Annotated in this window: 22 protein-coding genes; 10 read left to right on the top strand and 12 right to left on the bottom strand. The window is 61.6% G+C overall.

Going from position 1 to position 18145, the window contains the following annotated elements; translation table 11 throughout:
* Positions 1–15 precede the first annotated feature (15 nt).
* From BSY240_RS07070 to BSY240_RS07055, 4 genes are all read left to right on the top strand, one after another.
* Positions 16–1476 (top strand): methyl-accepting chemotaxis protein, encoded by a 1461-nt coding sequence (locus BSY240_RS07070; RefSeq protein ID WP_371418432.1) that lies wholly within the window; start codon positions 16–18, stop codon positions 1474–1476.
* A gap of 167 nt (positions 1477–1643) precedes the next feature.
* Entirely contained in the window at positions 1644–1967 is a 324-nt protein-coding gene (locus tag BSY240_RS07065) for a type II toxin-antitoxin system PrlF family antitoxin (RefSeq protein WP_054149836.1), read from the top strand.
* Positions 1960–2466: a type II toxin-antitoxin system YhaV family toxin gene (locus BSY240_RS07060; RefSeq protein WP_069041833.1), complete on the top strand. Its 507-nt coding sequence runs from the start codon at positions 1960–1962 to the stop codon at positions 2464–2466. Before BSY240_RS07065 ends, BSY240_RS07060 begins: the two co-directional genes overlap by 8 nt.
* Positions 2467–2516: 50 nt before the next feature.
* Positions 2517–2864 (top strand): DUF1491 family protein, encoded by a 348-nt coding sequence (locus BSY240_RS07055; RefSeq protein WP_054149834.1) that lies wholly within the window; start codon positions 2517–2519, stop codon positions 2862–2864.
* A gap of 157 nt (positions 2865–3021) precedes the next feature.
* Here the strand turns inward: BSY240_RS07055 and BSY240_RS07050 are convergent, their stop codons facing one another.
* The gene (locus BSY240_RS07050; protein WP_069041832.1) at positions 3022–4173 is read right to left on the bottom strand and encodes a DUF2336 domain-containing protein; all 1152 of its coding nucleotides are present in this window, start codon (positions 4171–4173) and stop codon (positions 3022–3024) included.
* A 325-nt stretch (positions 4174–4498) separates the two neighbouring features.
* Here BSY240_RS07050 and BSY240_RS07045 point away from each other — a divergent pair, with 325 nt between their 5' ends.
* Both BSY240_RS07045 and BSY240_RS07040 read left to right on the top strand, forming a co-directional pair.
* On the top strand, positions 4499–4711 hold the full coding sequence (locus tag BSY240_RS07045) for a hypothetical protein (RefSeq protein WP_054149833.1): 213 nt from the start codon (positions 4499–4501) through the stop codon (positions 4709–4711).
* A 221-nt stretch (positions 4712–4932) separates the two neighbouring features.
* A complete protein-coding gene (locus BSY240_RS07040; RefSeq protein ID WP_069041831.1) occupies positions 4933–5871 on the top strand; it encodes an HD-GYP domain-containing protein in 939 nt (312 codons plus the stop codon).
* A gap of 7 nt (positions 5872–5878) precedes the next feature.
* Here the strand turns inward: BSY240_RS07040 and BSY240_RS07035 are convergent, their stop codons facing one another.
* From BSY240_RS07035 to BSY240_RS07005, 7 genes are all read right to left on the bottom strand, one after another.
* Positions 5879–6430, bottom strand: coding sequence for a DUF1254 domain-containing protein (locus BSY240_RS07035; protein ID WP_069041830.1), 552 nt, complete (start codon positions 6428–6430; stop codon positions 5879–5881).
* Complete coding sequence (locus BSY240_RS07030; RefSeq protein ID WP_054149830.1) at positions 6427–7011, bottom strand: DUF1214 domain-containing protein; 585 nt, start codon at positions 7009–7011, stop codon at positions 6427–6429. The genes BSY240_RS07035 and BSY240_RS07030 overlap by 4 nt, the downstream gene beginning before the upstream one ends.
* A gap of 176 nt (positions 7012–7187) precedes the next feature.
* The gene (locus BSY240_RS07025) at positions 7188–7511 is read right to left on the bottom strand and encodes a helix-turn-helix domain-containing protein (RefSeq protein ID WP_054149829.1); all 324 of its coding nucleotides are present in this window, start codon (positions 7509–7511) and stop codon (positions 7188–7190) included.
* Positions 7501–7863, bottom strand: coding sequence for a type II toxin-antitoxin system RelE/ParE family toxin (locus tag BSY240_RS07020; protein ID WP_069041829.1), 363 nt, complete (start codon positions 7861–7863; stop codon positions 7501–7503). Before BSY240_RS07020 ends, BSY240_RS07025 begins: the two co-directional genes overlap by 11 nt.
* Positions 7864–8101: 238 nt before the next feature.
* Complete coding sequence (locus BSY240_RS07015) at positions 8102–8479, bottom strand: PH domain-containing protein (RefSeq protein ID WP_069041828.1); 378 nt, start codon at positions 8477–8479, stop codon at positions 8102–8104.
* A 79-nt stretch (positions 8480–8558) separates the two neighbouring features.
* Positions 8559–9095, bottom strand: coding sequence for a glyoxalase superfamily protein (locus BSY240_RS07010; RefSeq protein ID WP_069041827.1), 537 nt, complete (start codon positions 9093–9095; stop codon positions 8559–8561).
* A gap of 239 nt (positions 9096–9334) precedes the next feature.
* Entirely contained in the window at positions 9335–9814 is a 480-nt protein-coding gene (locus BSY240_RS07005) for a DUF3833 family protein (RefSeq protein ID WP_069041826.1), read from the bottom strand.
* A gap of 153 nt (positions 9815–9967) precedes the next feature.
* Between BSY240_RS07005 and BSY240_RS07000 the strand changes: the two genes are divergently transcribed.
* Together BSY240_RS07000 and BSY240_RS06995 are read left to right on the top strand one after the other, a co-directional pair.
* A complete protein-coding gene (locus tag BSY240_RS07000) occupies positions 9968–10861 on the top strand; it encodes an NAD-dependent epimerase/dehydratase family protein (RefSeq protein ID WP_069041825.1) in 894 nt (297 codons plus the stop codon).
* 237 nt (positions 10862–11098) lie between these two features.
* Positions 11099–11365, top strand: a complete 267-nt coding sequence (locus tag BSY240_RS06995; RefSeq protein ID WP_150127422.1) for a hypothetical protein — start codon at positions 11099–11101, stop codon at positions 11363–11365.
* 3 nt (positions 11366–11368) lie between these two features.
* On the opposite strand, the gene BSY240_RS06990 is transcribed toward BSY240_RS06995, so the two are convergent.
* Entirely contained in the window at positions 11369–12055 is a 687-nt protein-coding gene (locus tag BSY240_RS06990; protein WP_069041823.1) for a permease, read from the bottom strand.
* Positions 12056–12538: 483 nt separating this feature from the next.
* Between BSY240_RS06990 and BSY240_RS06985 the strand changes: the two genes are divergently transcribed.
* Positions 12539–13318, top strand: a complete 780-nt coding sequence (locus tag BSY240_RS06985) for a class I SAM-dependent methyltransferase (RefSeq protein WP_069041822.1) — start codon at positions 12539–12541, stop codon at positions 13316–13318.
* A gap of 129 nt (positions 13319–13447) precedes the next feature.
* Here the strand turns inward: BSY240_RS06985 and BSY240_RS06980 are convergent, their stop codons facing one another.
* Together BSY240_RS06980 and BSY240_RS06975 are read right to left on the bottom strand one after the other, a co-directional pair.
* Positions 13448–13981 (bottom strand): DUF4269 domain-containing protein, encoded by a 534-nt coding sequence (locus BSY240_RS06980; RefSeq protein WP_069041821.1) that lies wholly within the window; start codon positions 13979–13981, stop codon positions 13448–13450.
* A gap of 125 nt (positions 13982–14106) precedes the next feature.
* Positions 14107–14703, bottom strand: a complete 597-nt coding sequence (locus BSY240_RS06975) for a nucleotidyltransferase domain-containing protein (RefSeq protein ID WP_082347663.1) — start codon at positions 14701–14703, stop codon at positions 14107–14109.
* A gap of 290 nt (positions 14704–14993) precedes the next feature.
* Between BSY240_RS06975 and BSY240_RS06970 the strand changes: the two genes are divergently transcribed.
* Positions 14994–16709: a sensor domain-containing diguanylate cyclase gene (locus tag BSY240_RS06970; protein ID WP_236759325.1), complete on the top strand. Its 1716-nt coding sequence runs from the start codon at positions 14994–14996 to the stop codon at positions 16707–16709.
* Here BSY240_RS06970 and BSY240_RS06965 read toward each other — a convergent pair.
* Positions 16672–17862 carry a GGDEF domain-containing protein gene (locus BSY240_RS06965; protein WP_236759324.1) on the bottom strand — a complete coding sequence of 397 codons (1191 nt, stop codon included), beginning with the start codon at positions 17860–17862 and terminating at the stop codon, positions 16672–16674. The two genes, BSY240_RS06970 and BSY240_RS06965, sit on opposite strands and share 38 nt — an antisense overlap.
* Positions 17863–18145 lie beyond the last annotated feature (283 nt).

Below are 18145 nucleotides of genomic sequence, written 5' to 3'. Positions count from 1 at the left end.
GGAGGAGGATGATCCATGACTGCAGCGATGAACGCGCGCTACGATGATGACCAGCAGGATGTGGCGGAGACCCCGCGGCCACCGGAAATCGATGCTGCCACCTTGCGCGGCATAGTCCAGCGCCTGGCTGAAGAGGCCTCGACGCTCGGCGTCGATCTCGTTGATATCGCTGGAGCGATCCAGGACGTGGCCGGCATTTCCAAACGCCATGCGGTGACCTTCGACGGCATTACCCGAACAGCGCTGTCGATCGCCGAAACCAATCGCGATGTCGCAAGCTCTCTGCGCGAAACGGATCAGACTGCGGGCGAAGCCCGCCGGATGCTGACCGACAGCGCGACCCGCCTGACCGGCGCCATCGACAAGATCGACCACATGGTCGAGACATCAGAGGAAATCGGCACAGAGATCGGCAGCTTCTCCCAGTCGCTCGCCGAGGTCGACAAGGTCGCCGAAGAGATCGGCACGATCGCCCGGCAGACCAATCTCCTGGCGCTGAATGCCGCGATCGAAGCTGCCCGTGCGGGCGAAGCCGGCAAGGGTTTTGCCGTAGTTGCAGCCGAAGTCCGCGCGCTCGCGCTGCAGACGTCCCAGGCGACCGGTGCCATCCAGGAAACCCTGAACCAGATCCGCCAGAAGATCGTCCGCCTGAACGATGCCGGCCGTGGTGCGACCGCCAGCGCCCGCGACGTGCGCGAGACCTCCCAGGCGATGAACCACTCCTTCTCCGCCATGGAGCAGGTCATCACCCGCATTCTCGACGGCTCCTCTGCGATGGCCCAGACAACCGACCGGGTCGATCGCCAGTGCTCGGAATTCGTCGCGACCTTGAGCGACATGTCCGCCGAAGTCCGCCAGTCCGACCATCACCTGCAGCAGACCGCAGGCCGTGTGGACAAGGTGGTGGCTCTCTCGGAAACGCTGATCCAGCTGACCGCAAGTGCCGGCATCCGCACGGCCGACAGTGACTGGATCGACACCGCCGTCGATGTTGCCGCCCGCATTTCCCACGCCTTCCAGCAGGGCGTCGACAGCGGCCGGATCCGTACGGCCGACCTTTTCGATCGCAATTATCGTCCGATCCCGGGAACTGATCCTGTGCAGATGATGACCGGTTTCACCGATTTCACCGACCAGGTCCTGCCCGGAATCATCGAGCCGGTTGCCGCCTCGTCGGACCGTATCGGCTTCTGTGCCGCCGTCGACGAAAACGGCTACCTGCCGACCCACAACAAGAAGTTCTCGGCGCCACAGCGCCCGGGCGATACGGTGTGGAACACCGCCAACTGCCGCAACCGCCGCATCTTCAATGACCGCGTCGGCCTCGCCGCCGGGCGGTCGACGGCCCCCTTCCTCGTCCAGACCTACCGCCGCGACATGGGCGGCGGCAATTTCGTCCTGATGAAGGACATCTCCGCCCCGATCTTCGTCGCCGGAAGGCATTGGGGTGGGCTGCGGCTGGCGGTGAAGGTGTAATCGTCCGATTGCAGTTGGCAACGATTGATCAAGATCGGCGTGTGCCTGGGCCAGGGAAACCCAAGTAGATGCAGCGTATCGGTCTTCTAAGTCGGATCGCCTTTTCATTGTCTTGCGCAGGCAATGCAGATGCATTACTTTGAGCCTTGTTTCCTGCGAGGCCGGCGATGACTATGCGACCCGACGAGATTTCGAAGCTCACCGACCGGTACCAGACGACGGTGCCGACGGGAGTGCGCAAGCAGTTGCAGCTTCGTAAGGGCGACCAGATCCGTTATCGTACCGATGCGAGCGGTCGGGTGTATATCGAAGCCATGGCTGAGGAGCGCGATCCGGCCCTCGGCTCATTCCTGGATCTTCTGGAACGAGATGTGATGGATCATCCCGAACGGCTGAAGCCGATGGAGGGAGCGCTGGTGCAGCGGATCGGAGCGCTGGTCGGAGATATCGCCGTCGATCTCGACGCGCCTCTGTCGCCCGAAGATGAGTGAAGTCCGCGCGCCCTTCGCCGCCAACGGCTGGGCCATCTATGCTCACCCGCTCTTTCTCGATCAGTTGATGACCCTCACGGACGAAGTCGAAGTGCGCAAGCGCCGTGACCCGGAGACTTGGCGCCGGAAGAATGCCTCGAAACGGCTGGCCGCCATCCTCAAGCTCGTGACGACTGATATCCCGGCCGATCCGGGCGCCCCGCAATTCCGTCAGGGTGACACGCTGGGCAGTCACCGCAAATACTGGTTCCGGGCAAAGTTCTTCCAGCAATACAGGCTGTTCTTTCGCTTCGACAGCAGCCGAAAGATCATCGTTTTCGTCTGGGTCAACGATGAAGATACACTTCGCGCCTACGGCAGTCGATCCGATGCCTATTCGGTCGTCAAGGGCATGCTCGACAATGGGCATCCGCCAGACGATTTCGATGCGGTCCTGAAAGAGGCCAAAGGGGCAGCCGCTCGCTTTGCGCAATTGATAAGGCCGGTCAACGAATCCTGAGCCCCTTCCAACCCTCGACGCCGCCCGCGCAATCCCCTAAACCCTTGCCCATGCGCATTCGCTCCGACATCTTCGTCTCGGCCCTGACCCGTCGCGTCTTCTCCGACGGCGGTTATGCCGCTGTTGTCGCCAAGGGCTCGGAGGCCTCGGGAGCGGTCTTCGTGCGCCAGCGCTTCCGCGATGGTCTGGAGACACTGTATGGCCCAGCCCCTCAGGCCATGATCGATGACGAGACACGCGACGACCGCGTGTTCGAGCCCCGCCTCGTGCGAGCCGAACCCGAGACCGTGGAGGCTCTGATCGCGCGTGAACAGAAGTTCGACAGTGACCTCTGGCTGGTCGAGATCGAGGTGGAGGATCTCGGTACATACCTGACACTGGCGGATACGAAGGATTGAGCGGCCAACAAGGCGACATTCCACCCTCCCCTTGAGGGGAGGGTCGGCGCAAAGCGCCGGGGTGGGGTGACCGCCGATGGCGGCTGCGAAAACCCACAAACAGGCACGACTATTGCCTACTGCCTACTGCCTACCGCCTACCGCTTATGTCCTAGGTCTACCGCTTGCGCGCCCTGAGCACCTGCCGCCCATGCTCGTCGCCCACGGGCTGACGCTTGGGGGCGGCCTGGTTGGCAGCGACGAGCGGGATACTGCTCGGTGCCGCCGGGTGCTCAACGCCGTCACGCACCTCGGCCTGCATCTCGTCGCCGGCAAAGGTATAGCGGTCGGCACGGATCCAGCTGTCGATCCGGGCTTCGGCCTGGTCCGGGTCAATGCCGAACAAGAGGCTCTCCGCCCGGCTTGCACCATTCTCGCGACGCGCGAGATGCGGGTAGATGTGCTCCAGGATGAAGATCGCCTCGCGATCCTCCATCGCAACGCCGGCAAGCGTCGTTGCGAGCTGACGCCCGGAAATGTCGAGCAGGATGCGCTCGGCAAGCCAGCGGCTCGAGGTCAGCATGTCGGCGAGCGTCGTGGCAAAGAAGCCACCGTCATGGGTGCGGGCAAAGCGGACGAGCAGGGCGGTCTGCACCAGCGTCGCCTGGCGTCGGCCGAGCCGATCGCTGCGGGGCGGCCGCTGTTGAGCGGCCATGCGCTTGATCGTCTGGCGCAGCGCCTCTTCGCGGCTCTCTGCTGCAGGCTCGGCCACAGCGTCTGATGCGGCGCCCGGCAGGTCGCGCATCTCGAGATCTGCCATCACGGTGTCGAAGCTCGAAGCCGGCATCTTGGCCGCCTGCAGAGGCTGCATTTCCGGTGTCTGCTCATCTGCCTTCACCTTTTCCGGCCGCGGCGGCAGGGCATGGCGCAGCGACACCAGCGCATCGATGACCGTCGGCGACAGCCGCTCGCGCTTGACGATGGCGCGGGCATGGTCGGCGCCTTGCGTGCGCGCGATCATGATCAGCATGTCGTCAGACAGCGCAGGCGACGAGGCAAGAAAGGTGGCGGCGACCGAAATCGGCTGAGAGGCGATGAAGGCGGCGACCGAGAGCGGCAGGTTCGGGCTCTGCGACAGGGCCGCGACAGCTTCCCGCCGCGCTTCGGCAGAGGATCCGGCAAACAGTGGCTGAAACAGCTCGGCAAATTGTCGGAGTTCCGACTTGCCGGGAAAGGAGAGCGCCTGGAAACTCGTGACCGTGGCCATCAGAACGACATCCTTGTTCCGCGCGCCGGCTGGCCTTTCAAGCTCCCTGAACTGTTCGCTCACGACTACCCACTCCAACGCAATACAGATGTGTGCGAGATTAGAACGAATTTGTTAGCAAGCTGTTAACTAACCTATGGCTTCTTGTGGACAAGCGGATGGTCAAGTCAGAAGATTCGCCGCATGTTTCTGATATTAGGCATATGCGTACCCCGTTTCGTGGGGTGAACCGCGACAGGGGGAACGCGTCGGAGAAAGGCGCAGATGACCCTGGTTTGTGTGAGACTTTCCGCAGCATGAACCGGATTGTGCCGGCCCTCGTAAATGGAGGGCAGGGCGAGATGACCCTCTCGACCCTCTCGATCTTTCTTCTCGAAAGGAGACGAGCATGGCGGATATCATCAGGATTTCGGACCGGCTGAACCCCTCGCGCCGCTCAGCAGGCACGCGTGAGCATAAGGCGGAGATCCTCTTCTTCACCGGCATCCGCTACGAGCGGCTGGATCCCAACGCCATCTGGCCGCGGGTGGAATTGCCGACCTTGCCGGCTCTACCGTCACCAAAGGGACCTTTTTTCGGACCCGACCGCCGGCCTTGCTGAGCAAGATCCTCTCATCATTCGCCGTTGCCGGTCATCGTCCGGCCTTCTACGGCTGTTCGCTGTTCCGCGATCCAGGCCAAGTCGTCAATCCGATTCCAGCGATTCACCGGTTGTAAATCGTTTAAGTAGGATAAGATAAAATAAGAAGTCGTGGCAGGACGCTGCGATCAACCGCTGCCCCCTCGGTACGGGCGCCTATTGCGGAGCCAGGTCGACGGCCCATGCTGATGAAGATTGCCAAGGATCGCATTCGCAAGGGAATGTTCATCGAAAGCGTCGCGTGCCCCAGCCAGGAATTCCCAAGACGCCGCTTCGTCCTGAAAACGGACAAGGACATCACGGCGATCCTCGCCTCCTCCGCGACCAACGTATCGATCAATCTCAGCCTTGGTGTTGATCTGGACGGACGCAAACCCGCTGTCGCCCCTGCAACGGCCAAATCCGCAACAGGCGATCGCGCCCGCAGGGAAGCCGTGCGCGGGACGGTCAGCCAATCGGCAAGTGCGCTGCGCTCCAGCCTCCGCGATATCGTGTCCGGCCGCTCCCTCGACATGTCCGAGCTGTCACGCGCCGCAGATGACAATGGCGAACTCTGGTCCGACAGCACCGCGATCGCTCTGGAGGTGACCCGCCTCAAGAGCAAGGACGAGACCACCTATGTCCACTCGCTCGCCGTCAGCGGTTTGATGACGCTTCTCGGACGCTCATTGCAGATGGACGATGAAACGGTGCGCATCCTCGGTGTCGCCGGCATGATGCACGATATCGGCAAGCTGCTGATCCCGAACGAAATCCTCAACAAGCCCGGCAATCTGACGGACCGCGAGCGCGTGGTCATCCGCAGCCACCCGGAGGCGGGTTACCAGCTTCTGAAGTCCTATCCGGAGATCCCGCAAGTTGTTCTCGACGTCTGCCGCCTGCATCATGAGGTTCTCGATGGCTCCGGCTATCCGCTCGGTCTGAAGCAGAAGGACTTGAGCCTGCCCGTTCAACTGAGCGCGGTCTGCGATGTCTTCGAGGCCCTGACATCCGTGCGTCCCTACAAGCGTCCCTGGTCGACATCACAGGCGCTCGACTGGATGTTTGCCCGTCCCCATCATTTCGATCGCAAGATGGTCATCCGTTTGGGCAGCGTGCTCAGCGACGGGCCGATCGGCTAAGACTTGTTCAGCGCCCGGTAAACGGCATGCATTCCGCATCGGCGAGAAACGCCCTGGCATCCGCCTCATAGCTTGCCTGCGGCGCCAGTACCCGCAGAACCACATAGCCTTCCATGCCCGGATGCTCGACCAGGATGGTTTCGGCGAGCGCCGCGATCGGCGTCTTGCGGAGCTGCGCCACCTGCACCGGGGTCGCGACCAGCACGTCGAGATCGCCGGCAACGGAGGTGCGGTCGTTCATCGAGAAGACTTCGTTGGCGTCCCGATCGTAGATCGCGACCGACCAGAAATCGACGCCGCCGCCAAGGGCAATGAGGGACAGCGGCTGGCGGGCAATGTCGAAATGGCAGACCGCGACCCGAAGATAAGGATCGAGGTTAGACAGGCCCACCGCATCGGGCGCAGCTGACAGCGGGTGGAAGACAAAGGGTGTGCCTTCGGCTGTCACCCTTGTATAGGCGTCGCGCCCTGTGAAATGCGGCACGCCGAGAATGATGATGATGTGCAGGAGCACCGCACCGAAGAAACCGGTCAGGATGGCATAGAGAAGCTTGCTCATTGGCCACATCCGATCTGCTCGATGACCGGCATGGCAAGACCGGACAGGCCCGTCGAGGCGGCCGCCGGGGTGTCGAGCAGTGTCAGCACCAGCTGGAATGAGCCGGCATCGGGGATTGCGAGCCAGTTGCCTGATTTTGCCGTGCGCGAGATCGTGATGTCGAATGTCCCGTCACGGCGCCTCAGAACCGTTTGGGAATTCTTAGCCGCCGGAAGTTCGGGACCTGCATCCAGGGGATTGCCGTCGGCATCGGCGGCATAGAGCGTCCACAGCCTCGCCGTGGGTGTGCGCCCGCTCATCCGGTAGGAGCAGGTCCCCGTCAGCGTCAATCCGTCCTTGTCGCGAGAGGCAGTGAACTGCAGCCCTTCGGCAGACCCGTAAAGCAGTCGCCCACCCTTGGCCCGGTGCGCCTTGGCGTAAGGATCGGCAGACGCCGTCTGCGCCGCCGGAAACGCCCGCCATCCCGCCACCTCGATTGCCCCGAACCCGACGGAGGCATTCAACATCGACAACGCCGACAGGATCCCGCCTCCGAAGGCGATGACGAGCGCAGTGGCGACGATGAGGGGAACACGAAACACGGGCGGGTCGAGACCTTCGGCAATGCAGGCGCATTCGCGCCGGGCGGCAGTGCCCGAGGGGTATCACTGATTCGGGAGTGAGGGAAGTTTGAGGCGGGAGGGGGCGAAACTTGACACAGCCGTTGCTGCACGTCGCACCGAGTGTCTTTCGTCCCCTCAGTTCGGAACGCTTACTGTCACACCAGAACTCCAATCCCGTGCTTCTCTACGATTGCGAGAAGCTTCAGGGCCGGGCCACTGGGGCGTTTCGAGCCATTTTCCCATTTCTGCACGGTAGAGGGGCTGATGTTGAGATAACGGGCAAAAACCGGTTGGCTTACATGGTTGCGCTCGCGCAGCGCCTTGATGGCATCCGGCGACATGGCGTCCGGAACAACGAGGCAGGTCTCGTCAAATCGGCGCATCGTCTGCTTGTCAATGGTGCCTGCTTCCAGCATGCCTGCAACGGCGCTGTGAATCGCCTCGAATGCGTCAGACTTATAGTCCGCTTTAGCTGTCATTGCAGATCTCCGTTATTGCACCGCTCTCCAATTCCGCTGCTATATCGTCCGTCGTCTTGCGGCGGTAAAGCATGGCCAGTGAACGAAAAGCCTTGAGCTCGTCGTCATCGATGTTCGCCCTGTCCTGCTTCGCAAACAGGTAGGCGAACACCCAGAATTCGCCCGCCTTGGTCAGAAGAATTGCGCGGTGCCTGTTGTCGTCCAACCGCTTCTTGAATACGCCGCCGCCCAGATCATCGGCTTGTCCGCGAACGGTCTGAACAACAGCTTGGCATAGAGCCAAATCATCGATCCGGGCTTTCCGTGCCGCTCTAGCAAACCATGCCGTCTTGAACACCCGATATGATGTCATAAGCTAGCACCTAGTGCAATAGATCTCAGGCCGGCAATGAGCAATTCCGCCAATGAGCAGTGTAGATGTGTCGTGAGGAAGTGCAACTGCAGATATGAGTCTGCTGTCCTTCAGCATTATCGGCCGCTCATCCGCCGCCTGAGCTAGAGAGGGGCGGCACCTGTCTCTGCTTGGAAGGAAGACAAGATACGGGCGCTGGTAGACAGCTTGGTGAATAAAGGTCCGAGCTCCCGTTCGCCTACCTCAACACGCCCGTCGCCAGCGCCCGCTGGATGCCTCTCACATCCGTGCCCTTCTTCAAGGTCTTGGTCACCGGTTCATGGCTGCCCGACACCCAGATCTTCAGCTCGCTGTCGAGGTCGAAGGTGCCGGCGGTTTCGACGGAAAAGCGGGTGATGGCGCGGTAGGGGACGGACATGTAGTCGACCTTCGAGCCGGTTATGCCCTGCACGTCGATCAGGATCAGCCGCTTGTCAGTGAAGACAAAGACGTCGCGGATGACACGGAAAGCGAACGAAACCCGCTCGCCGTCGATCAACACGCCATCCAGCCGTTTGGCGAGATCGGAAGGATCGACGCTCGATCCATGGCCCAGCAATCCGTCGAACAAACCCATTGTGATCCTCCATCTGTGGTTAGAGCGGAGATGGGAAGAGGCGGCGACGCGGTCAAGGTAGGGGCGCGCTCTCTGCCCCTCACACCCGCTCGCAAAAGGCAATGCGGTTGCTGAATGGATCCGTTACCGTCATCTGGAGCCCCCATGGCGCGTCCTCCAGCCCCGGTTTGAGGTAGCGATAGTCCTTGACCGTCAGATCCGCATGGAAGCTCTTCACGCCCCGCATCCAGGTGAAGGCCTTGGCGCCGGGCGAGGCATCACCCGCGTGCTCCGACAGGTGCAGCACGCAAGCGCCTCGCGACACCTGGCAGTAGAGCGGAAAATTCTCGCCGAAGCGATGTTCGAAGTCGACGGTGAAGCCGAGATAGTCGCGGTAGAATTCCATCGCCTTGTCGACATCGAAAATGCGGAAAATCGGGATAGGCGGCTCGAAAGAGATCTTGGCTGGCGGCGTCTCTCCAGCGTCAATCCGGGCCGCTAGGATGTTCCATTGTTCGAAGCCCAGCTGTCTTGCGACGAGTTCCAGGGCCTGGGAATGGCTGATCTCGAGATTGCTCTTGGCCAGCTCCGCCTTTAGCGTTCTGGCCATCAGTTTGGCGTCACGCATGTCGCGCATCGTCGTCCCTCCGCAGTGGCAAACGGTCCGATCAGTGTCCGCATCTGCTGATCCGTCGCCACCATTTGAAAGGGCAAGGATAAGGACGTCGTTTCGTGATGCGTTCACCATCGCGCTCTGGAATAAGCGCCGCGGAGCGGCAGGCTGCATCGGCCAGATCCGAGACTAGCAGAGCCTGACCGCATGACAAGAGTATGGGACTGGCAGAGCGTCAAGCGCTGCCTCCGCCTTTCGTGCGACTACCCCACCTTCTCGTAAAATGCCTCCAGCGTCGCCACCTCCACCCCAAGCTTGGTGAGCGAGGCATGCACGCTCATGTGGCGTTCGTCATGCAGTATGAACCAGTCGTCGAAACCGAACCGCGTCTTCGAACCATCGGCATCCGGCACGTCGCGGGCATATTGCCAGCGGAAGGCGCAGCCGGCCTGTTCGCCCTCTGCCGTGCCGTCGATCAGCGTTTCGCGGCCCTCATAGCGGTTTTCGCCGCGCTTCAGGATCGTCCAGTTGAGCGTGTCGGAATGACCGTCGTCGAAGAAATAGTCTTCCGTCAGCGACAGCACATTGGCGCTCGTGTCGAAGCGCCCGCGGGCGTCGATCGTGAACCGGTTCTGGAAGCCGCCGAGGCGACCGATGGTCATCCCATAGCCGCGCAGCGTGCCGGAGAAAAACTCCTCCAGAACGAACCTGGGCTCTCTGTCTGCAAAATCCTCGAGTTTCAAGGCATCTCTCCTGGTTTGCCGATTGGTCCGGTGAAACACGAGGTAGGCGGCTCCGGTTCCCTTGGGGTTCAAAGAGGCGCTTTGGCCCCTTACGCTTTTGCCTCCGCCGCGCTATCTGGTCGTCAGACAACCCAATCCACGAGGAGGATCACCATGGGCAAGCGGATCGTATTCACCGGCGGCAGCGGCAAGGCGGGGCGCCATGTCGTGCCCTATCTCTTAGGTAAGGGCCACAAGGTGCTGAATGTCGACCGCGCCGTGCTCGACGTGCCGGGCGTGCACACGCTCCTGACGGACGTCACCGATGCCGGTGAGGTCTTCAACGCGCTCTGCTGCCATTTCGGCTATGAGGGCTATGAAGAAGCGGGCGGCCCGAAGCCGGCCGATGCTGTCGTGCATTTCGCAGCGGTTCCCCGCATCCTGATGCATCCCGATAACAAGACCTTCGCGGAAAACACCGTCTCGACCTACAACGTCATCGAATCCGCTGCAAAGCTCGGCATCAAGAAGGTGATCATCGCCTCTTCCGAGACCACCTATGGGGTCTGCTTCGCCGAAGGCGACAAGGATTACAAGGAATTCCCCCTGACCGAGGAGTATGACGTCGATCCGATGGACTCTTACGGCCTGTCCAAGGTCGTCAACGAAAAGACCGCCCGCGCCTTTGCCATGCGGTTCGGCATCGATGTCTACGCCCTGCGCATCGGCAATGTCATTTCGCCTGAGGACTATGCAAACTTCCCCGGCTATCTCGCCGATCCGCCATGCCGCAAGCGCAATGCCTGGGCCTATATCGATGCCCGCGATCTCGGCCAGATCGTCGACCTCTGCGTGGCAAAGGACGGCCTCGGTTTCCAGGTCTTCAACGCCGTCAACGACACGATCACCGCGACCGTACCGACCCGCGAATTCCTCGCCAAATGGGCGCCGAACACGCCGATCACCGGCGAGATCGACGGCTTCGATGCGCCGCTGTCGAACCGCAAGATCCGCGAACTCCTCGGCTTCAAGGAAGAGCACGACTGGCGGAAATACGTGAAGGTCTGAGGCGACCTCGCGCCGTGCGAACAAGGGCATGCGCACGGCGCGACAGCCGCTGACACCCAGGTCGCGTCCCCCATCGGCGCATAAGGTGGGGAACGCTCATTGCCTGTGAATTTTTACGGGTAAAATCCTAAATTGGTGGATGAAATGCGCGGGTTTTTCACATATGAGGAATATAGAAAAACCCTTCATTTCTAGGGTTTGTCGACGGCCTGAAGAACAGTCATGCACGAAAAGCGCATGGAAATCGCCAATTGCGCGCAGATCGAAGTGCGCGGCCAGAGCTTCGTCACCTTCGATGTGGCGATGCAGGGTCACGTGATCTCGACGATTGATGCGCCGTTGCTGTCGGGGCGCATCCTCTGGTCCCACGCGGCGATCCATGGCTATCGAGATTTCGATCCGCGGGAACGCACGGAGTTGGAAGTCGAGGTCGGCCGCATTTTGGTTGGCGACAATACCGCAGAAAACGGCGAGCGGGACGAACGCCCTGTCAGCTGGCACTGATCGTCAACCCGGCGCAATCCAGCGCGGCAGTTGCAGCGCCACACCGACCGCCAAGGCTAGAGCGGTCGTGATTGCCACGAAAAAGGCGAGCAGAAACAGCCCCGTCGCCCGGGCGCTGCCGATCCCCAGATCGCGGCGGAACCAGCGGATTTCCGCCTGCCCATACCAGACGACCGCACCGACGAAGACGGCCGCCGCATAGGCGGTACCTCGCTCCCCCGGTATGGCCAGAAAATCAACCGAAAGACCGACCAGGAAGACGAAGGGCGCAGCCACATAACACTGGCTGAAGAAGGGCGGCCGCAGCGTCGACCGCTTCAGGATCAGCCTTTTGTGCAGGATCAGCGTCACGGCCATGACCATCGGAAAGATCCCGAAGATGACCCCGCGCACGATGAGCAAGTTGGAGAAGGAATGGGTGAGTGCGGTGACCTCCGTCGGCGAGGCCACGCTCGGAAACGCCGTCGACAGAGCCTGCGAAAGCAACAGCGTGATCAAGAGAAACAGGGGCGGGCTGATCGTATCGTCATACTGGTCTTCCGGCCGGTCCTCCAGCTCGTCATCGGCATAGCGCATCATGCTAAGCGGCCGGGTGAAGGCGCGCCAGAAGGTCATCGGATAGAAGACCAGCCAGGAAACGAGCTCGTAGAGCAGTTCCTCCAGCGACTTCAACAGCCTCATGAAATCCATGCATATTCCCTAAGTGACCTGTGGCGACCGAACGGCCTTGGCTGGTCGCACGCGACGATGCCAGCCGCAAAGAGAGGGCGCAAGACCGGCGCGATAAACCCGCCGCACCCGGTCCACCTGTAGCCCGGACGCGAACCTTGCGTTACTTGCCCGTTCCCGTTCCCGTTCCCGTTCCCGTTCCCGTTCCTGTCCGTTGGCTTGCCCTCGTCCTGAGGCGGGAGCGAAGCGACCCTCGAAGGACGAGGGCGGGTGGCAAAGCTGAGGCCTCGATCCTTCGAGGCCTCGCCTTGTGAGGGCACCTCAGGATGAGGGTGGAGATCGCCCGCGAAGCGGCGCGTGGAGGTGATCACGCCTCAGGCATGCTCAAGCGGCCACCCACCCCGGAACTTTGCTCCAGCGCTTCCCCGCAAGGGTAGGGTCCGCCCTTGAGAATCGCCCCACCACCTGCCAGTGTCGCGCGGTTCGAAACCTGCCGGAGACCGAATGCTCGCCCTTTTCCGCAAGACGCCGATCCTCGGCGCGCTTCTCGCCCAGGTCGTCGCCCTGCCGGTGGTGGCCACCGTGACGGCGCCGCTGTCGACCTCGGTCGAGCGCCTGCCGCTGATCGCGATCGCGCTCGTCCTGCAGGGCGCGCTTGCCGCACTGATCTGTGCGCTTCTGCGCCTTCCGCGCTGGTGGCTGCTGATCGCCTTCCTCTTTCCGCTCGCCATGGGCTCGGTCATGCTGCTCGGCAATCTGCCGGCCTGGCCCTTCGGCCTTGCCTTCCTCCTACTGGCGCTGGTCTTTTCCAACACCACTCGCGGCCGCGTGCCGCTCTATCTCACCAACCCCGAAACGGCCTCGGTCCTGAAGGACATGATGCGCGATCGCGGCGCGACCCGCATGCTCGACCTCGGCTGCGGCCTCGGCGGCGTGGTCCGCGCGCTGGACGGCGAGGGAAGGCGGGCGCGCGGTGTGGAGAACGCGCCGGCCGTCTATCTCGCAGCCCGCCTCATGTCGCGTATCTCGGGCAAGGGCGAGATCCGCCGCGGCGATCTCTGGAAGACGAATGTCGCGCAGGAAGACTTGGTCTATGCCTTCCTCTCGCCCGCCCCCATGGCCGCCCTCTGGCAGAAACTGTCGAGCGAAATGAAGCCCGGTAGCCTCTTCGTCTCCAACAGCTTTGCCGTGCCGGATGTCGATCCCGACGAGATCTGGGAACTGTCGGACACCCGCAAGACACGGCTCTTCCTCTATCCGATCGGCAAGGCGCAGGAGGGGTGAGGTCTTGCCTTCTGCCCACAGGCGGGGAGAAGCGGACCAAAGGCCGGATGAGGGCAGGGGACGCCAGGGGCAGCCGTATCCAGCACCGTTGGCGCCTCAGGTCCGAGGCCACCGGCACCGCAGCGCGGATCAACGTGACCCGAAGCCGGCCGCTTCAAGCTTGGCCCGAAGCTCATCATCCGTCGCCTGTTCCAGAGACAGCAGGCCGAGATAGGCATCGCCCTCTTGGCCCAGCGCCGACCAGAAGGCCGGCTCGGTCTTCAAACCCTGCCGCCGCAGCGCCTGAATGGCGCTTTTGAACCCGTCACCGCCGAGACCCAGCAAGCGCCGTTCCATCTCGAAATGGCGCCAGCCGAACTGCTCGGCGACAGGCAGGGGGCTGGCGAAGATTTCGAAATCCCACCCGCATGCTCGAAACGTCGCAATCACCGGCCGGTCTCTCGCGATCCACTGCCAGATGCGAATCCCGCTCATTTCGCCATAGAACCGCAGCACATCGGCAACAAAGGCCTCGTCATCCGGCGCACAGCAGAGAATATCGATGTCGCTGGTCAGGGTGTCGACCCCGAGCGGCGGCGTCCCCGCGACATGCGGATCATAGGCCGCAAGCGCCTCCAGGATGCCGATTTGATGCACGGCAGTCTGATAGTCGGTCCGCGACACTGGCTCGCCCCCTCGCATGATTGGCCTGCGGACCTAACGCCGGAGGGGGAACGCATCAAGGCGGGTGGTCGTGGGGGGCAGAGCAGATGGCGGCTTTGCGCCAACAGCGGTCATCCTGCCTTTCCTTAAAGCTGTGTGATCCATTCATGTCCGGGATACATCGCCTCCAGCCAACATCGTAGGTCGGCTTTTTCCTGAACGTGAAGCTTCGGCAACGCAGCCTGGAAGTCTGCAGCATCTTTGGGCCGAATGTGTTTTGCCTTAAACAAAAGGACGAGAGCAGGAGCGAGATAAGGAATTCCGGATGGTGTTTCTCGAACGACAGTCGATCTAGGCAACTGCAACGATGGGTCGCGCTTGTAAATCCAGATTTCCGGGGTGCCATGTTCGATCATCATGTCTATTCGCCAGCAAGCGTTGGCCGTGTCGGCTCCCCACAATTGGTGGGTCTCTGGTCGAGGCCTCATTTCAGGAGCAAGATAAGCAAACATGCCGTTATGGACCTCGAAGAAATCTAGCTCGGGTAACTGGGCGCGAAAGAGATCGAGATCATCCGAAAGTATGCAGAACTCCAGGTCCTCATGATCGCGAGACTGGTAGCCCTGCCACAGGTCCAGTGCCCAGCCTCCGACCACATACCAGGGTGAACTCTGGTAGCGGAAGCGCTGGAAAAGCAGTTCCGGTGTCCAGGCATCCCACGCATCATCGGGAAAATGCTGCATCCCCATCCTCTGCCTTTCTATCTACTCGACTGCCGCATTACTCAGTTAGGAATAACGGCCCTTCGCATCGCGGACGATGATATCATTGATGCGTCTGGCTTTCCGATACCACATGCCGCGTATGTCTGCTCCGGGCCGACGGCAGCCATGCTCGACACGCGCCAACACCGCCCCTTGGCTCCGAATGCCTGATTTGTCGCCATCAGAAGCAGATGCCCCTCTTAACGGCATCAAAAGCTTTCTCCGCTATCGAAAAGTCCATGATTTCCAACGGTTTCTTTAAGAATTTATTGGCATGTCTGTTTCTGGTGGTGCTGGCAAAACTGGGTGCCGACACCGCCTATGCGAGCGATGCGACCAGCCTTCGCCCGTCCTGCTGGGCTGAAGCCACGCTGGCGGATGATCCCGTTGCGGTGGCGCGCGATGAACAAAGATGGTCCTGCTCCGGCGCGGGCCAGGCGTTCTCGATCGCTGCCGAGCGTGTGCTGCTTCGCTTCGATATCGAACCCGATAGGACACCGCCGCAATATCTTCTCTCGAGGCGAAGCGCGCTCGAAGCCGTGCATCTGCTGGCGATCGACAAGGATGGTGGAATTCGCCAGACGTCCTATCCTTCCGCCTCCTTGCGCAGCTCGATGGCTGGTGGCTACTTCAATGCAGCCCTGCCTGATGTCACGGAGATGACCCGGCATGTCGTCGCGGTCTTTGATCTGCCCTCTCACCAGATGACATTGGAGCAAGCCTATCTTTCACCTGCGGACGCAGGCGCTGGCCGTGACGATCTGCGGTTTCTGCTGTTGATGGCCGGGCTCTCCGGCATGCTCGTCATGCCCCTCATTTTCAATGCAGCATTCTATCGAGCCCTCCGGCAACCCTTCGTTCTCTGGCACTCGGCGCTGACATTGTCGCTGCTGATGACGCTTGTCGTCACATCAGGTCTGTCGGTCGTGTTCTTCAATCCTCCGCCCATGACGCTAAGCTGGATGACGACGCTGATCTTCGGTTTGACGATCGCTTCAGGCGCGATGTTCACCTACAGCTTCATCGAGCAAGGAATGCTGCATCCCCTCCTGCGGCGCATCCTTCCCTATTGTGCCGCATGGGCGATCTTCCTCAGTGTCTTCCACGCGAGCTTCCCCTTCGTGGCCCGTCCGGTGCAATCGACCGTCTACACGGCAGCATTTACCCCGGTTCTTGCCGTCTTTCTCTTCTCCATGATCGACTCATTGCGCCGCGGAAGCCGCGCCGCAAGGTTCCAGGCCATTGGCTACGCGCCATTGATACTGGTCGGACTGATACGGTTGGTGACGGGCGTAATGCCGGGACTGCCCAGCCAGGATGCCATGCTGCTGTTCTATTTCGGCTGCATGTTTGAAGTGCTGCTCACAACGCTTGGCGTGGCAGATCGTTTTGTACTGATCAGACGTGAGCGGGATCGTGCGCTGAACGAGGCGGAGCTGCTCGAGCGTCTGTCTGAAACCGATCCGTTGACGGGTTTGCTCAACAGACGCGCGATCGAGCGCCATTTCGAGCAGCTTCGCACCGACCGCTTTACCGCACTGGCTGTCATCGACGTCGATCATTTCAAGGCGATCAATGATGGCTACGGGCATGGTGTTGGCGATGAGGTGCTGAAGGCAGTCGCTGCCGCACTCAAGGCCGGGCCGGACGTCCGCGCCTATCGCCTGGGTGGCGAAGAGTTCCTGCTGGTGCTGCGCGGGCATGACGTCGATGGAGAGGCCGAGCTACGCCGCCAGGCGATCCCGACGACCGTCGCCAGCGCCGTTCCAGCACTCGCCGGGGCCGTGACTGCAAGCATGGGCATCACCTCGATCTCTGGCGATGAAGGCTTTCCCGCTTTGTACGAACGGGCCGACAAGCTGCTTTACGAAGCCAAGAGGGCGGGACGCAACAGAACTCGCGGCGGCAACAGGGGAGGCGCAGTCGGCGAAAGCCCCGCACTCACCCTCACGCCACCACCCGCGCCTCGTCCTCATCGAGGCTGACGCGCCAGGTGTTGCGGCCGTCGGCCTTGGCGGCGTAGAGCGCGCGGTCGGCCATGTCGAGCAGGCGCTCGAAGTCGCCCTCGGACTGGATCGTGCCCGAGACCGCGCCGACGCTGATCGTCACATAGGTGTTCCGGTCGCCGGTAAAGCCGTGGGCGATGCCGAGCTGGCGCACTGCGCGACGCAGGCTCTCGGCCAGCGTCGGTGCCATGTCCCTGTCGGCGTCGGAGAAGATGGCGAGGAATTCCTCGCCGCCATGGCGGGCGAGATGCGCCTCCATCGGCAGGGCCCGGCGCATGGCGCGGGCCACCCGTTTCAGACATTCGTCGCCCGCGCCGTGGCCATAGGCGTCGTTATAGGCCTTGAAGTGATCGACATCGGCGACCAGCAGCACCACGCGCCGCGCCTCGTCCGGCACGTCCGTCGCAAGCCGCATCAACTCCATCTCGGTGCCGCGACGGTTTGCAAGCCTGGTCAGCGGGTCGGTGACCGAGAGCCGGGCGAGATCCTTGTTCTGCCGCGACAACTCCCGCTTAAGCGCTTCGTTTTCCTGCATCTGCAGATGGCTGGTAAGCGCCTCCACCTCGAGCTGATAGGAGACCAGCAGCGTCATCAACACCGTCGGCATGTAGACCGCCAGATGCTGGATGACATAGGAGGGGCTGGCCCCCTCCAGGAACCAGATGACCGAATAGTTGAGGCAGAAGGTGAAGATGCTGGCGCGCAGCGCCGGACGGAACGGCGAGGCGGCGGCAATCGTGATTGCCATCTGGAAGGTCGCGGCCGCGTAGAAATAGGTGAGCACGCCCGGGCTCGAACTGGAGACGAGGATCGCGCACCAGCAGACATTGGCGAGAAGCGCGACGAGGATCGCCGCGATCTCCTTCTTCTCGATCGGATGTTTGCCGGCAATGTAGACGAGCAGGCCAATCGCGATCGGCAGCATCACGCCGAAGCGCAGAACCGCCGACAGCATGGTGACATCGCCGAGCAACCACAGATCGAAGAGAAAGCAGGTGAGATAGAAGATCAGAACACAGACAACGGCAGCCTTCAGCATTCGGCTGCGCAAAGCTGCGCGATCTTCGAGAAACGCCGCATACTGCTCCACCGTCAATCGGGGCCTAGCGGGAAGTCCGAGCCATCTCATCATGGATGTCCAATCACCGATTGAAATATATGAACCGTCGAAACAGCCGAAATGTATGTCTGGCCCCCTTAATTTGGGGTGAAGGCGATGTGCCAATACGAGAAATCATGGATGAACACAAGCGACATGGTTAACCGTTGGTGAACGCTTGACGACCTGGAACGCCTTGGAAACTGCAACCTGTTTCAATTCAGGATGGTAGGGAAGTGCGGGCGCAGGCCTGTGCCTCGATGGGACGCACAGAGTGCCGAAAGCCGACGCGCCGCTGTCGTGATTCGCAGCCACC

The organism is Agrobacterium sp. RAC06 (assembly GCF_001713475.1).
GTDB lineage: Bacteria > Pseudomonadota > Alphaproteobacteria > Rhizobiales > Rhizobiaceae > Allorhizobium.
Note: the sequence above shows the minus strand (reverse complement) of the source record. Positions and strands in the feature narration are given on the sequence as shown.

What these genes read in the sequence shown, in the direction of transcription:
- BSY240_RS07070 (WP_371418432.1), top strand. Translation starts at nt 16, where the DNA reads ATGACTGCAGCGATGAACGCGCGCTACGATGATGACCAGCAGGATGTG.
- BSY240_RS07065 (WP_054149836.1), top strand. Translation starts at nt 1,644, where the DNA reads ATGACTATGCGACCCGACGAGATTTCGAAGCTCACCGACCGGTACCAG.
- BSY240_RS07060 (WP_069041833.1), top strand. Translation starts at nt 1,960, where the DNA reads ATGAGTGAAGTCCGCGCGCCCTTCGCCGCCAACGGCTGGGCCATCTAT.
- BSY240_RS07055 (WP_054149834.1), top strand. Translation starts at nt 2,517, where the DNA reads ATGCGCATTCGCTCCGACATCTTCGTCTCGGCCCTGACCCGTCGCGTC.
- BSY240_RS07045 (WP_054149833.1), top strand. Translation starts at nt 4,499, where the DNA reads ATGGCGGATATCATCAGGATTTCGGACCGGCTGAACCCCTCGCGCCGC.
- BSY240_RS07040 (WP_069041831.1), top strand. Translation starts at nt 4,933, where the DNA reads ATGCTGATGAAGATTGCCAAGGATCGCATTCGCAAGGGAATGTTCATC.
- BSY240_RS07035 (WP_069041830.1), bottom strand. Translation starts at nt 6,430, where the DNA reads ATGAGCAAGCTTCTCTATGCCATCCTGACCGGTTTCTTCGGTGCGGTG.
- BSY240_RS07025 (WP_054149829.1), bottom strand. Translation starts at nt 7,511, where the DNA reads ATGACAGCTAAAGCGGACTATAAGTCTGACGCATTCGAGGCGATTCAC.
- BSY240_RS07020 (WP_069041829.1), bottom strand. Translation starts at nt 7,863, where the DNA reads ATGACATCATATCGGGTGTTCAAGACGGCATGGTTTGCTAGAGCGGCA.
- BSY240_RS07015 (WP_069041828.1), bottom strand. Translation starts at nt 8,479, where the DNA reads ATGGGTTTGTTCGACGGATTGCTGGGCCATGGATCGAGCGTCGATCCT.
- BSY240_RS07010 (WP_069041827.1), bottom strand. Translation starts at nt 9,095, where the DNA reads ATGCGCGACATGCGTGACGCCAAACTGATGGCCAGAACGCTAAAGGCG.
- BSY240_RS07000 (WP_069041825.1), top strand. Translation starts at nt 9,968, where the DNA reads ATGGGCAAGCGGATCGTATTCACCGGCGGCAGCGGCAAGGCGGGGCGC.
- BSY240_RS06995 (WP_150127422.1), top strand. Translation starts at nt 11,099, where the DNA reads ATGGAAATCGCCAATTGCGCGCAGATCGAAGTGCGCGGCCAGAGCTTC.
- BSY240_RS06990 (WP_069041823.1), bottom strand. Translation starts at nt 12,055, where the DNA reads ATGGATTTCATGAGGCTGTTGAAGTCGCTGGAGGAACTGCTCTACGAG.
- BSY240_RS06985 (WP_069041822.1), top strand. Translation starts at nt 12,539, where the DNA reads ATGCTCGCCCTTTTCCGCAAGACGCCGATCCTCGGCGCGCTTCTCGCC.
- BSY240_RS06975 (WP_082347663.1), bottom strand. Translation starts at nt 14,703, where the DNA reads ATGCAGCATTTTCCCGATGATGCGTGGGATGCCTGGACACCGGAACTG.
- BSY240_RS06965 (WP_236759324.1), bottom strand. Translation starts at nt 17,862, where the DNA reads ATGATGAGATGGCTCGGACTTCCCGCTAGGCCCCGATTGACGGTGGAG.